Raw genomic sequence first — 13,206 nt, 5'->3', positions numbered from 1 at the left:
TATGTCGAGTCCGCGCCGTGAATACGGCGATGCGCTGCGCTGTGGTGACCGCAGCGCGGCTGTGACCGAAATCCGGGCTACGCTGGCGGCGTTAGGGCTGCTGGACAGCCCCGAGGAAGACCTCACCACCGGCCGCCACGTTTCCCTCGAGGTCTTCGACGCCGAACTCGACCAGGCGGTGCGGGCCTTCCAGCAGCACCGCGGCCTGTTGGTCGACGGCATTGTTGGCGAGGCCACCTACCGCGCCCTGAAGGAGGCGTCCTACCGGCTGGGCGCGCGCACGCTGTATCACCAGTTCGGCGCCCCGCTGTATGGGGACGACGTGGCCACCCTGCAGGCGCGCCTGCAGGACCTCGGGTTCTACACCGGCCTGGTCGACGGGCACTTCGGCCTGCAGACGCACAACGCGCTGATGTCCTACCAGCGTGAGTACGGGTTGGCCGCGGACGGTATCTGCGGTCCAGAAACGTTGCGCTCCTTGTACTTTCTCAGCTCCCGCGTCACCGGTGGCTCACCGCACGCGATCCGCGAGGAGGAGCTGGTCCGCCGGTCGGGACCCAAGTTGTCGGGCAAGCGGATCATCATCGATCCGGGCCGCGGCGGCACCGACCGCGGCGAGCTGATGCAGGGCCCATCGGGTCCGGTCAGCGAAGCGGATGTGTTGTGGGACTTGGCAAGCCGGCTCGAGGGGCGGATGACCGCCATCGGCATGGAGACCTTCCTGTCGCGGCCGGCGAACCGCAGCCCGTCGGATGCCGAACGCGCCGCCACGGCCAACAACGTCGGGGCGGATCTGATGATCAGCTTGCGCTGCGAGAACCAGCCCAGCCCGTCGGCCAACGGCGTGGCGTCCTTTCATTTCGGAAACTCGCACGGCTCGGTATCCACGATCGGACGCAATCTCGCGGACTTCATCCAGCGAGAAGTGGTGGCCCGCACCGGGTTACGGGATTGCCGGACGCATGGCCGGACGTGGGATCTGTTGCGTCTGACCCGGATGCCGACAGTGCAGGTCGACGTCGGCTACATCACCAATCCCCAGGACCGCGCGATGCTGGTCTCCACCCAAACGCGCGACGCGATTGCCGAAGGCATCCTCGCCGCGGTGAAGCGGCTCTACCTGCTGGGCAAGAACGACCGGCCCACGGGCACGTTCACCTTCGCCGAACTGCTGGCCCACGAACTCTCCGTGGACCGGGCCAGCCGGCTCGGCGGCTCCTAACCGATCTCGCCGCCCCGCAACGCATTTCCTGCCGCAGACCCCGCCCCGACCGGCTCCTGCAGTTGCGCGTTTTCCAGCAGGCGCTCCAGGGCCGCCTCGACCTCGGCCTTCCACCCCAGGCCTTTGTCCAATTCGAGCCGCAGTCGCGGAAAGTACGGATGGGGCGCCACCACAACGAATCCCGCGTCCTGTAGGAATTCGGCGTCGAGCACGCAGTGGTCCACCGAGCAGTCACCGACGGCCTCCAGCACCGGCCGCACATCCGGGCTCGCCTTCGACGGGTCCTGCAATTCCGAAGCCGCCGGCGTGCGACCGAAGGCCTCCAGGGCCCGGACTCCACGCCGGACCAGCTCGTCGATCACCCGGGCGAGCAGTCCGTGCGGCAGGTCGTCGGTGGCCTGCCCGGGCTCGATGCCCATCGACGTGAGCAGCACCGCGTCCGCGGACACCGGCGCGGTGGGAAACCGCTGCGCGCGCGGCACCGCGCGCGGCGGTGCGTAAAACACGTAGCCCAGGCACGGCGGCTCGCTCTGGCTTCTCTCGTCCGCGACCGCGGTCGCGACCTGGCCGCAGGACCCCCACTCCAGCATGACCATCGACAACCAGGCTTCCTTTTCGAACTCCGGGTCCGCGAGGTGGTCCTGGTTACCGAGGGTCGCCGGGTCGACTTCCCAATAGACGCAGCGGCGCGCGTGCTTGGGAAGCTGCTCGAAGGCCTCGAGGCGCAACGGTGTGATTCGAGCGGACACTAGCCTCCTGGCTCCTGTGCGGTACTGCAGCCTTTTGCACCGGCAACCCCTCCAGGATAGGAGAGTATGTCGTTATCGGGCCAGATTTGTCGTCGAGGCGCCGATCACGGTGGCGGACCGCCGCACCCGTTACGCCCGCGGCCGGTTCGTTACCGAAAATCGTTGAAACGCATGCGCTTTCGTAATCAGGCTCGGTTGTTGCGCGTTCGTGACCGCCCCGGTGTCACAGTGACGTAATTACAGGGTATGGCGGGTCAGGCCTTGGCGGCGGTCATCATGTCGATGATCCGCTGCAAATCGTCCACCGAGCCGAATTCGACCACGATCTTCCCCTTGCGCTTGCCCAGGCTGACCGTCACCCGGGTATCGAAGGCGTTCGACAGCCGGTCGGCGACCTCCTGCAGGCCGGGCATCTGGATCGGCTTGCGCCGCTGGGGGGCCGGGGCGGTGGCGCCGGCCCGATTGGCCAGTGTCACCGCCTCTTCGGTGGCCCGCACCGACAGGCCCTCGGCGACGATCCGGCTGGCGAGTTCCTCTTGGGCCTCGGGCCCGGCTTCCAGGGACAGCAGGGCGCGCGCATGACCGGCGGACAGCACCCCCGCGGCCACCCGCCGCTGGACCGGGATCGGCAGCTTGAGCAAGCGGATCATGTTGGTGATCAGCGGGCGAGACCGCCCGATGCGCGAGGCGAGTTCATCGTGGGTGACGCCGAACTCGTCGAGCAGCTGCTGGTATGCCGCCGCCTCTTCCAACGGGTTCAGCTGCACCCGGTGGATGTTCTCCAGGAGGGCGTCGCGCAGCAGGTTGTCGTCGCCGGTCTCGCGGACGATGGTGGGGATCGTGGCCAGTCCCGCCTCCTGGGCGGCCCGCCAGCGCCGCTCCCCCATGACGATCTGATACCGCGGGCCCGTCTTGGCGCCTGGGACGGCTCGCACCACGATCGGCTGCAGCAGCCCGAACTCGCGGATGGAGTGCACCAGTTCGGACAGCGCCTCGTCGTCGAACACCTGGCGCGGCTGGCGGGGGTTGGGCTCGATGTCGGCCGGGGCGATCTCGCGATACACCGCGCCCGCCGGGGCGAGGTCCGGTCCCGGTCCGCCGATCAAGACGTCCGCGGCCGCATCCCCCATCCGCGGGCCGAGCGTCGCGGGACCCGAGTCACCCTCGGCGGGACCGGTCGGGATCAGCGAAGCCAGGCCCCGGCCGAGGCCGCCCTTCTTGCGTAGTGGCTGCGTCATGGTCGTCCCTTCACGAATGGTGGTCAGTCACGCTCAGCGAGTTCACGACTCGCGTCGAGATAGCTCATCGCCCCGCGCGAGCCGGGGTCGTAATCGATGATGGTCATGCTGTAGCCGGGCGCCTCGGATACTTTCACGCTGCGCGGGATCACCGTCCGCAGCACCTTCGCCCCGAAGTACCGGCGCACCTCTTCGGCCACCTGGTCGGCGAGCTTGGTCCGGCCGTCGTACATCGTGAGCACCACGGTGGACACATCGAGCCGCGGGTTGAGGTGCGCCTTCACCATCTCGATGTTGCGCATCAGCTGTGACACACCCTCGAGCGCGTAGTACTCGCACTGGATCGGGATCATCACTTCCGGCGCGGCGACGAGCGCGTTGATGGTCAACAATCCCAGCGACGGCGGGCAGTCCACGAAGACGTAGTCGAAGTCCAGGTCGTCCAGGTCGGCCAGGGCGGTCCGCAACCGGTTCTCGCGCGCAACCATGCTCACCAATTCGATCTCCGCGCCCGCCAGATCGATCGTGGCCGGGACGCAGAACAGGCGCTCGTTGTGCGGGCTGCGCCGCAGCGCGTCCTTGACCTTGACCTCGCCGATGAGCACCTCGTACGACGACGGCGTGCCGGACTGCCGGTCGGTGATGCCGAGCGCCGTGCTGGCGTTGCCCTGCGGGTCGAGGTCGATGACCAACGTCTTGAGGCCCTGCAGCGCGAGGGCGGCGGCGAGATTCACCGCGGTGGTGGTCTTGCCCACCCCGCCCTTCTGATTGGCGACGGTGAGCACTCGACGGTGGCTCGGCCGGCGCAGCGGTGGATACGTGGTGTGCAGGACCCGCATCGCCCGTTCGGCGGCGGCGCCGATCGGGGTGTCGTATTCGTCCGCTGTTTCACGTGAAACATTTGCGGTGGGATCGCCCATGGGGGCAGGCGCTGGGGGCGCCGGGGTGTGGGTGACGCTCGGCGGCGCTCCGGCGACCGTCGGCGATTCTCCCGGATTGCTCATCGGTTTCCGGCCTTCCCGATCCGTGTCGGCTGATGGCGCGGCGGCCTTCCGCGCCGGGCTATAACTACGGTTGCGGGGGGACGCAAATAGGTCGCGCCACATGTCACCACCCTGGCATCAACGGCGCCCGATGCAGCCATCACACGCCGATACTGTTCAACTTCGTCGCGGCCGCGCTCCCCCTTGATCGCGAGCATCCGGCCGCCCGGCCGCAGCAGCGGCATGCTCCACTTCGCCAACCTGTCCAACGCCGCAACCGCTCGTGACACCGCCGCATCCCTTTCCCCGAACTGATGACGAACCCACAGTTCCTCGGCACGGCCGCGGACCACCTCGACGGCCAACCCTAGTTGGTCGACGACCTCGCTGAGAAATTCGCTGCGGCGCAGCAGCGGCTCGAGCAGCACCACGTCGAGGTCCGGCCGCGCGAGCGCCAGCGGGATGCCGGGCAGGCCGGCGCCGCTGCCGATGTCGATGACCCGTTCGCCGGGCTCGAGGAGCTCGGCCGCGGCGGCGCTGTTGAGGATATGCCGCTCCCAGATCCGCTCCACCTCGCGCGGGCCGAGCAGGCCCCGTTCGACTCCGGGGCCGGCCAGCATTTCCGCGTAGCGCCGCGCGAGGTCAATGCGCGGACCGAAAATCGCTGCGGCGGCCTCTGGGGCGGCGCCGGGCCCGTGCGGGGCAGAGCTGTCCGCCGCGGGTTCGACCGGGCCGACATGTTTCACGTGAAACATCCTCTGCTTTGCCTGACGCGCGACGGGCCTTGGCGTCGGAACTACACGCCTGTAACTCGCTAGTCGTAGAGGACGACGACGCGGCGCGCGGGCTCCACGCCCTCGCTCTCGCTGTGCACCCCGGGCACCGCGGCGACGGCGTCGTGCACGATCTTGCGCTCGAACGGCGTCATCGGGGATAGCTCCTCGCGCTCGCCGGACTCCAACACCCGCCGCGCCACCTTGTCGCCCAGGGCCGCCAGCTCCTCGCGGCGGCGGCGGCGCCAACTGGCGATGTCGAGCATCAACCGGCTACGCACTCCGGTCTTCTGATGCACCGCGAGCCGGGTGAGCTCTTGCAGCGCGTCGAGCACCTCGCCGCCACGACCCACCAACTTGTTCAGGTCGTCGCTGCCGTCGATGCTCACCACGGCGCGGTTGCCCTCGACGTCCAGGTCGATGTCGCCGTCGAAGTCCAACAGGTCGAGCAGCTCCTCCAGGTAGTCGCCGGCGATCTCACCCTCGGCGACCAATCGCTCTTCCTGGTCGTCGACTTCGTCCGCGCCCGCCTCCGCGCCATTCTCGGATGACGGCTGCTCGTCGAGTTCGGTGTCCACGTCGTGCTCGGTCGTGGTGTCTGCGTCGGTCATGTCTTTCTCTCCCTCATCCGCGGGTCCCTGCCATCGGGTGGTCCTCCCGGCCCGCCCGGTATGGCTCTGTCAGCGTTTGCGTTTCTTGGGTCGCGCGCCCGGCCGCGGCGTGCGGTTGGGCGTGCCACCGTTTTGTCCACTGGGATTCGGCTTGGTCGCCTCGGGCTTCGCCGCGGCGTCCGCGCCGTCGGCGGCATCGGGGCCGGACTCCCCCACCCCGGCGGTTGGCGACCCATCGCCGCTTGGCTGGCCCGCCTTCGCATTGCGCTTGGGTTTGGCCCCCGGTGCCGGCGCGTTGGCCGCTCGGCGCTGCAGCGCTTCCTGTTTCTTGGCCTCGTCCTCTTTTTCGATCATGCCGAACACGTAGTGCTGCTGACCGAACGTCCAGATGTTGTTGGCGAACCAGTACAGGATGATCGCGAGTGGCAGGAAGGGTCCGCCGACGACCACGCCGAGCGGAAACACATACAGCGCAAGCTTGTTCATCATCGCGGTCTGCGGATTGGCCGCGGCCTCCGGGCTCTGGCGGGCCACCGATGCGCGGCTGTTGAAGTAGGTCGCGATGCCGGCCAGGATCATTACCGGCGCGCCGACGGCGATGACGGCCGGCCGGCTGAAGTGGGTGAAGGCGTCCAACCCGGTCCGCTGCGTCATGAACGCGCCGATCGGTGCGCCGAACAGATTGGCGTCCAAGAAGTGTCCGACGTCCGTCGGGGTGAAGACGTAGTTACCGGTCATGCGGTTCTGGATCACCGACAGGTGCGGCTGACCGAAGCCGCCCGTGGTGCGGTTGAACGACCGCAACACGTGATACAGGCCGATGAACACCGGGATCTGCGCCAGCATCGGCAGGCAGCCGAGGATGGGGTTGAACCCGTGCTCGCGTTGCAGCTTCTGCATCTCGAGCGCCATCCGCTGGCGGTCCTTGCCGTACTTCTTTTGCAGCGCCTTGATTTGCGGTTGCAGTTCCTGCATCTGACGGGTGGTGCGGATCTGCCGCACGAACGGCTTGTACAGCAGGGCGCGCAGGGTGAAGACCAGGAACATCACCGATAGCGCCCAAGCGAAAAAGTTCGACGGCCCCAGCATCGCGGCGAACAACTTGTACCAAGCCCACATGATCCACGACACCGGGTAGTAGACGAAGTCGAGGCTAAAGAAATCAAACAAGAGTTCCACTCTCCCCTCGCGCCGCCGGGCGGGCCCACGCGTCGCTGGCTTCTTCGAAGTTCATCTGGCAACCCGGACGTTCCGGTATCGGATCCCATCCGCCCCGATGCCAGGGTCCGCACTTGGCAAGCCTGACCGCGGCCAACCAACTCCCCCGCATCAATCCGTACTCGGTCAACGCGTCGACCGCATACTGGCTGCAGGTCGGGACGAACCGGCACGTCGCCGGCCGCAGCGGCGAGACCATGTGCCGGTACAGCTGGATGAGCGAGATCAAACCCCGCGCGGCCGCGGTGCCCACGGTGCGCAGGACGGCCCGCGGGGTCACCGGTGCGCTCCCGCGGTCTCGAGGGCCCGCCGCACCCCGCGGCGCAGCTCCTGTTCCAGCCGCGCCGAGGATGCGGTCCGGCTGCCCGGCAGCGCCCGGATGACCAAGTGCTCGGAGTCGTGCAGTTCGCTCAGGACGGAACGCGCGACGTGCCGCAGCCGGCGGGCAACCCGGTGGCGCTCCACCGCCGAGCCCACGGACTTGCCCACGATCAATCCCACGCGGGGAGCCGTCGCCGCGTCACGATCGGCCGCGCGCCGGAGATGCACCACCACGTCGGGCTGCGCCGCGCGGATTCCGTGCTTCACCGTCGCGTCGAACTCCGTTGACCGCCTCATGCGGTTGCGTGCGGGAAGCACCGCCGAAGAACCCGACGTTACGATCAGGCAGATAGCGCGCGGCGCCCCTTACGGCGCCGGCTCGACACAATCGAGCGTCCGGCGCGGGTACGCATCCGCAACCGGAAGCCATGCACGCGGGCTCGGCGCCGGTTGTTCGGCTGGAATGTCCGCTTGCCCTTGGCCACGACGGTCTCCTCGTTGTGTCTCGCATTTCCATCCGGCCGGCCAGACGTCTCGCTCGTCTGCGGGTCGGTCGGAGGTAATCTTGCTGCTGGCCGGCGCGGTCCCCAGGCAGACCTGGGTCGCAGCCGCATCGCCGACTTTCGGGCGACTGTTTGAGGGTACTGACCGCGCTTCGCCTGGTCAAACCTGGCCTGCCACAACGCAGCCGCTCGATCCCGGCGCAAAACCTCGGCCTCACCGACCGGCCCGCACGGGGTTGCGCGCCGGCGTCGAGCCGAACGAGGCCCACCGAACCCTAAACAACCCGATTGGAATGCAGCAGAACGGTTGGCAGCCGCACGGAAAACTGTTAGCTTCTGCCAGTGTCGTTTTAGACTGCAACGGCGCTCGACAAACAAGCGAGGATGGTGGGTCGACTAGCTGCCTAGACAGCCTTTGAAAAGGTTCTCTTCCAGCACGGAGATCGCGAGCCGTCGCCGGTAGGTTGTGGCTCGCATACGCTCATCCTGTCCACACCTGTGTATAACTATGTGGACAGTTGCTTTGTCGGCAGGCGTGGTTGTACTTCGACCCGGGATGCTCGAGAACCAGGGGGATGCGTCGTTGACCGATGACCCCGGTTCAGGTTTCACGACCGTGTGGAACGCGGTCGTCTCGGAACTCAACGGAGAATCCACCCCGGACGGCGTCGCCGCCAACCGCACCACGCTGATCACCCCCCTCACCCCGCAGCAGCGGGCCTGGCTGAATTTGGTCCAGCCCCTGACCATCGTGGAGGGCTTCGCCCTGCTGTCGGTGCCGAGCAGTTTCGTCCAGAACGAGATCGAACGTCATCTGCGCGCCCCGATCACCGACGCACTCAGCCGCCGCCTCGGCCAACAGATTCAGCTCGGGGTGCGCATCGCGCCGCCCGACGATGACGACGAGGCCGTGATCGCGCAGGCCGAACCGTTTGCCCAACCCGAGGCACCGGACGACGAGGCCGTCGACATCGAGGAAGCCGACGAAAACGGCGAAGCCCCCGACGGTGCGCCGCAGAGCTGGCCCAACTACTTCACCGAGCGCCCGCATCCGGCCGACCCCGCCGTCGCCGGCGGGACGAGCCTGAACCGCCGCTACACCTTCGACACATTCGTCATCGGGGCGTCCAATCGCTTCGCACACGCGGCGGCCCTGGCGATCGCGGAAGCGCCGGCGCGCGCCTACAACCCGTTGTTCATCTGGGGCGAGTCCGGTCTGGGCAAGACCCACCTGTTGCACGCCGCCGGCAATTACGCGCAGCGACTGTTCCCCGGGATGCGGGTCAAGTACGTGTCCACCGAGGAATTCACCAACGACTTCATCAACTCACTGCGCGACGACCGCAAGGTCGCCTTCAAGCGCAGCTACCGCGACGTCGACGTGCTGCTGGTCGACGACATCCAGTTCATCGAGGGCAAGGAAGGTATCCAGGAGGAGTTCTTCCACACCTTCAACACGCTGCACAACGCGAACAAGCAGATCGTGATCTCCTCGGACCGGCCGCCCAAGCAGCTCGCCACCCTCGAAGACCGCTTGCGCACCCGATTCGAGTGGGGCCTGATCACCGACGTCCAGCCCCCGGAGTTGGAGACCCGCATCGCGATTCTGCGCAAGAAGGCGCAAATGGAGCGCCTTGCGGTGCCCGACGACGTACTGGAACTCATCGCCAGCAGCATCGAGCGCAACATCCGCGAACTCGAGGGCGCCCTCATCCGGGTCACCGCGTTCGCCTCGTTGAACAAGACGCCGATCGACAAGGCCCTGGCCGAGATCGTGCTGCGCGACCTCATCGCCGACGCCAGCACCATGCAGATCAGCGCGGCGACCATCATGGCCGCTACCGCCGAATACTTCGACACCACCGTGGAAGAACTGCGCGGCCCAGGCAAGACGCGCGCGCTGGCACAGTCACGGCAGATCGCGATGTATCTCTGCCGCGAGCTCACCGACCTGTCGTTGCCCAAAATCGGGCAGGCGTTCGGCCGCGACCACACCACCGTGATGTACGCCCAGCGCAAGATTTTGTCCGAGATGGCCGAGCGGCGTGAGGTCTTCGATCACGTCAAGGAGCTCACCACTCGCATCCGCCAGCGCTCCAAGCGCTGATTCGGCGCCCCGCCGCGCAACTTTTTTCAAAAAACTTCCCGCACGCCTGTCACACCCGCCACACCCGCCGGTTGTGCGCAGGACTGTGCAAAACGCAATCAAACACCGGTGTACTAAGCCGGGCGCCGTGCACAGCCGCCCTTGCTCCCCAACGGCCCCACACGAGCCACACACTTATGCACCTCATGCTCCACAGGCCGATCCCCGCCCTAGCTGCGGCGCGCTGTCGCTATCCCCAGAATGCACAGGCCTTATTACTAGTACTGAGATCTATTCGTCGTTTCTTCTTTGAAATACAGCGCTGGGGACGCCCCGTTGAACACGCGCCGCGGGGCCGTCGGGAACCCGGCTTGTCGGCCTTGGCGATTAGCTTTCAAGATGGCCTCCGACGATCTACGGTTGTTCTTCGACTGCCGTTGCGGTCGTCGTTGGCATCACATGTCAGTGACGTTCGTGGCGGAGCCCCAAGCTAGCGGGGGGAGGCTAGCCACTGGACTTGAAACGCTGGGTAGTTGAAGGGACGCTATGGACGCGGCGACGACAAGAGCTGGCCTCAGCGACTTGAAATTTCGTTTGGTACGGGAGTCTTTCGCCGACGCGGTGTCGTGGGTGGCGAAGAATCTGCCGGCCCGGCCGGCGGTGCCGGTGCTGTCGGGGGTGTTGTTGTCCGGTTCGGACGAGGGCCTGACGATCTCCGGATTCGACTACGAGGTGTCGGCCGAAGCGCAAGTCGCAGCCGAAATCGCTTCTCCGGGAAGCGTTCTCGTGTCAGGGCGGTTGTTGTCGGACATCACCCGGGCGCTGCCCAACAAACCCGTCGACTTCTACGTCGACGGGAATCGGGTCGCGCTGAACTGCGGGAGTGCGAGGTTCTCGCTGCCGACGATGGCGGTGGAGGATTACCCGACGCTGCCGGCCCTGCCGGAAGAGACCGGCACCCTGCCGGCCGAGGTGTTCGCCGAGGCCATCAGCCAGGTGGCCATCGCCGCGGGCCGGGACGACACCTTGCCGATGTTGACCGGGATCCGGGTCGAGATCTCGGGCGACAAGGTGGTTTTGGCCGCCACCGACCGGTTCCGGTTGGCGGTGCGTGAACTGACCTGGTCGCCATCGTCGCCCGACATCGAGGCCGCCGTGCTGGTGCCGGCGAAGACGTTGGCCGAGGCGGCGCGCGCCGGCGCCGATGGTTCCGAGGTTCGGCTGTCGCTGGGCGCGGGCAGCGGGGTCGGCAAGGACGGCCTGCTCGGCATCAGCGGGAACGGCAAGCGCAGTACGACGCGGCTGCTCGATGCGGAGTTCCCGAAGTTCCGCCAGTTGCTGCCCGCCGAGCACACGGCGGTGGCGACCATCAACGTGGCCGAGCTGACCGAGGCGATCAAGCTGGTGGCGTTGGTGGCCGACCGGGGCGCGCAGGTGCGGATGGAATTCTCCGAGGGTTCGCTGCGGCTGTCCGCGGGCGCCGACGATGTTGGCCGCGCCGAAGAGGACCTGGCCGTGGACTTCGTCGGCGAACCGTTGACGATCGCGTTCAACCCGACCTACCTGACCGACGGACTGGCCGCGGTCCACTCGGAGCGGGTGTCCTTCGGATTCACCACCCCGGGCAAGCCGGCATTGCTGCGGCCGGCCTCGGCCGATGACAGCTCCCCCACCGGCAACGGGCCCTTCGCGGCCCTGCCGACGGATTACGTCTACCTGTTGATGCCAGTTCGGTTGCCCGGATAGGTGTACGTCCGGCATTTGGGACTACGCGATTTCCGGTCCTGGGCGCACGCCGACCTTGAACTGGAGCCGGGCCGGACGGTGTTCGTCGGTCAGAACGGTTTCGGGAAAACGAATCTCGTTGAGGCACTTTGGTTTTCGACGACGTTGGGATCGCACCGGGTAGGCACTGACGCCCCGTTGATCCGGGCCGGCGCGGATCGTGCGGTGGTGTCGACGATCGTGGTCAACGAGGGCAGGGAGCTCGCGCTCGACCTGGAAATCGCGGCGGGACGGGCGAACAAGGCGCGGCTGAACCGGTCACCGGTGCGCAGCACGCGCGAGGTAATCGGGGTCTTGCGCGCCGTGCTCTTTGCTCCGGAGGACCTGGCCCTGGTGCGCGGGGATCCGGCGGATCGTCGCCGCTACCTCGATGATTTGGCGACGGTGCGGCGGCCGGCGGTGGCCGCGGTGCGCGCGGATTACGAGAAGGTGCTACGCCAGCGCACCGCATTGTTGAAGTCCGCCGCCGGCGTCCGCTACCGCGGCGACCGCAGCGCGCTCGACACCCTCGACGTCTGGGACAGCCGGCTGGCCGAACACGGCGCGCAGCTGATGGCGGCGCGCATCGACCTGGTCAACCAACTGGCCCCGGAGGTGGAGAAGGCGTACCAACTGCTGGCCCCGGCGTCACGGCCGGCCTCGATCGCCTACCGCAGCAGCCTCGGGGCGCAGGGGGCGGCCGATGGCGGCGGGAGCGACCGGGAGTTCCTCGAGGCGGCGCTGTTGGCCGCGTTGGCGCAGCGTCGCGATGCCGAACTGGACCGCGGCATGTGTCTGGTGGGGCCGCATCGCGACGATCTCGAATTATGGCTGGGCGATCAGCCCGCGAAAGGCTTTGCCAGCCACGGGGAATCGTGGTCGTTCGCGGTGGCGCTGCGCCTGGCCTCGTACGAGTTGTTGCGGGCCGACGGCACCGAACCCGTGTTGTTGCTCGACGACGTGTTCGCCGAACTGGACACGGCCCGGCGCCGGGCGCTGGCGACGGTGGCGGAATCGGCGGAGCAGGTCTTGGTCACCGCCGCCGTGCTGGAAGACATCCCGGCGGGCTGGGACGCCAGGCAGATCCATGTCGAATTGCGCGACGACGACCAGGGCCGGGTATCGGCGGTGCGGCCGTGACCGACGCCGACGACAACGAACAAGGGTCCGCCGCTAACGATCCGGGCCTGCTGCGCGGCATCGACTTGGTCCGGCGCACGCTCGAGGAAGCGCGCGCGGCGGCCCGCGCCCAAGGGAAGGACGCCGGCCGGGGGCGTGCGATGCCGCCGTCCACCCGGCGGGTCGCCGGGCAGCGGCGCAGCTGGTCGGGGCCGGGACCCGACGCCCGCGATCCGCAACCGCTGGGCCGGTTGGCGCGGGACCTGGCCAAGAAGCGCGGGTGGTCGGCGCAAGTCGCCGAGGGCACCGTGATCGGAAACTGGCCGGCGGTGGTGGGCCAGCAGATCGCCGACCACGCGACGCCAACCGCGTTGAGTGACGGGGTGCTCAGCGTGACGGCCGAATCCACCGCCTGGGCCACCCAGCTGCGGATGATCCAGTCGCAATTGTTGGCCAAGATCGCCGCGGCCGTCGGCAACGGGGTGGTGACGTCGCTGAAAATCGCCGGGCCGGCTGCCCCGTCGTGGCGCAAGGGGCCACGCCACATCGCCGGCCGGGGTCCGCGCGATACTTACGGCTAGGGTCTCGACCGGCACCGATTATCCCCAACCGGGCCTTC

The 13,206-nt window shown here is 67.7% G+C and carries 14 protein-coding genes; 5 read left to right on the top strand and 9 right to left on the bottom strand.

The window, feature by feature from the left end; all coding sequences use genetic code 11:
• Nucleotide 1 precedes the first annotated feature (1 nt).
• On the top strand, nt 2–1,222 hold the full coding sequence (locus tag A5680_RS04980; protein ID WP_055401417.1) for an N-acetylmuramoyl-L-alanine amidase: 1,221 nt from the start codon (nt 2–4) through the stop codon (nt 1,220–1,222).
• Here A5680_RS04980 and A5680_RS04975 read toward each other — a convergent pair.
• The 9 genes from A5680_RS04975 to rpmH form a co-directional block, all read right to left on the bottom strand.
• A complete protein-coding gene (locus tag A5680_RS04975) occupies nt 1,219–1,971 on the bottom strand; it encodes a hypothetical protein (RefSeq protein WP_055401415.1) in 753 nt (250 codons plus the stop codon). The two genes, A5680_RS04980 and A5680_RS04975, sit on opposite strands and share 4 nt — an antisense overlap.
• A 254-nt stretch (nt 1,972–2,225) precedes the next feature.
• The gene (locus tag A5680_RS04970; RefSeq protein ID WP_067816773.1) at nt 2,226–3,209 is read right to left on the bottom strand and encodes a ParB/RepB/Spo0J family partition protein; all 984 of its coding nucleotides are present in this window, start codon (nt 3,207–3,209) and stop codon (nt 2,226–2,228) included.
• A gap of 23 nt (nt 3,210–3,232) precedes the next feature.
• On the bottom strand, nt 3,233–4,129 hold the full coding sequence (locus A5680_RS04965; RefSeq protein ID WP_156675011.1) for a ParA family protein: 897 nt from the start codon (nt 4,127–4,129) through the stop codon (nt 3,233–3,235).
• 80 nt (nt 4,130–4,209) lie between these two features.
• Nucleotides 4,210–4,947 carry a 16S rRNA (guanine(527)-N(7))-methyltransferase RsmG gene (rsmG, locus tag A5680_RS04960; RefSeq protein WP_067816770.1) on the bottom strand — a complete coding sequence of 246 codons (738 nt, stop codon included), beginning with the start codon at nt 4,945–4,947 and terminating at the stop codon, nt 4,210–4,212.
• 59 nt (nt 4,948–5,006) lie between these two features.
• On the bottom strand, nt 5,007–5,576 hold the full coding sequence (locus tag A5680_RS04955; protein ID WP_067816767.1) for a R3H domain-containing nucleic acid-binding protein: 570 nt from the start codon (nt 5,574–5,576) through the stop codon (nt 5,007–5,009).
• A 69-nt stretch (nt 5,577–5,645) separates the two neighbouring features.
• Nucleotides 5,646–6,755 (bottom strand): membrane protein insertase YidC, encoded by a 1,110-nt coding sequence (gene yidC / locus A5680_RS04950; RefSeq protein ID WP_082459776.1) that lies wholly within the window; start codon nt 6,753–6,755, stop codon nt 5,646–5,648.
• A complete protein-coding gene (yidD, locus tag A5680_RS25020) occupies nt 6,739–7,074 on the bottom strand; it encodes a membrane protein insertion efficiency factor YidD (protein WP_082459775.1) in 336 nt (111 codons plus the stop codon). The genes yidC and yidD overlap by 17 nt, the downstream gene beginning before the upstream one ends.
• Nucleotides 7,071–7,433, bottom strand: a complete 363-nt coding sequence (gene rnpA / locus A5680_RS04945) for a ribonuclease P protein component (RefSeq protein WP_055401407.1) — start codon at nt 7,431–7,433, stop codon at nt 7,071–7,073. The genes yidD and rnpA overlap by 4 nt, the downstream gene beginning before the upstream one ends.
• A 23-nt stretch (nt 7,434–7,456) precedes the next feature.
• On the bottom strand, nt 7,457–7,600 hold the full coding sequence (rpmH, locus tag A5680_RS25015) for a 50S ribosomal protein L34 (RefSeq protein WP_073880743.1): 144 nt from the start codon (nt 7,598–7,600) through the stop codon (nt 7,457–7,459).
• A 601-nt stretch (nt 7,601–8,201) separates the two neighbouring features.
• Here rpmH and dnaA point away from each other — a divergent pair.
• The 4 genes from dnaA to A5680_RS04925 all read left to right on the top strand — a co-directional run bounded on the left by dnaA (nt 8,202) and on the right by A5680_RS04925 (nt 13,168).
• Entirely contained in the window at nt 8,202–9,725 is a 1,524-nt protein-coding gene (gene dnaA / locus A5680_RS04940; protein WP_055401468.1) for a chromosomal replication initiator protein DnaA, read from the top strand.
• 525 nt (nt 9,726–10,250) lie between these two features.
• A complete protein-coding gene (gene dnaN / locus A5680_RS04935) occupies nt 10,251–11,450 on the top strand; it encodes a DNA polymerase III subunit beta (protein ID WP_067816764.1) in 1,200 nt (399 codons plus the stop codon).
• Complete coding sequence (gene recF, locus A5680_RS04930; RefSeq protein ID WP_067816761.1) at nt 11,451–12,608, top strand: DNA replication/repair protein RecF; 1,158 nt, start codon at nt 11,451–11,453, stop codon at nt 12,606–12,608.
• Complete coding sequence (locus A5680_RS04925) at nt 12,605–13,168, top strand: DUF721 family protein (protein ID WP_067816758.1); 564 nt, start codon at nt 12,605–12,607, stop codon at nt 13,166–13,168. Before recF ends, A5680_RS04925 begins: the two co-directional genes overlap by 4 nt.
• Nucleotides 13,169–13,206: the final 38 nt, after the last annotated feature.

This window comes from Mycobacterium sp. E2989, assembly GCF_001667595.1.
GTDB lineage: Bacteria > Actinomycetota > Actinomycetes > Mycobacteriales > Mycobacteriaceae > Mycobacterium.
Note: the sequence above shows the minus strand (reverse complement) of the source record. Positions and strands in the feature narration are given on the sequence as shown.

Coding starts and splice junctions, on each gene's coding strand:
- A5680_RS04980 (WP_055401417.1), top strand. CDS start 2: ATGTCGAGTCCGCGCCGTGAATACGGCGATGCGCTGCGCTGTGGTGAC.
- A5680_RS04970 (WP_067816773.1), bottom strand. CDS start 3,209: ATGACGCAGCCACTACGCAAGAAGGGCGGCCTCGGCCGGGGCCTGGCT.
- A5680_RS04965 (WP_156675011.1), bottom strand. CDS start 4,129: ATGGGCGATCCCACCGCAAATGTTTCACGTGAAACAGCGGACGAATAC.
- rsmG (WP_067816770.1), bottom strand. CDS start 4,947: ATGTTTCACGTGAAACATGTCGGCCCGGTCGAACCCGCGGCGGACAGC.
- A5680_RS04955 (WP_067816767.1), bottom strand. CDS start 5,576: ATGACCGACGCAGACACCACGACCGAGCACGACGTGGACACCGAACTC.
- dnaN (WP_067816764.1), top strand. CDS start 10,251: ATGGACGCGGCGACGACAAGAGCTGGCCTCAGCGACTTGAAATTTCGT.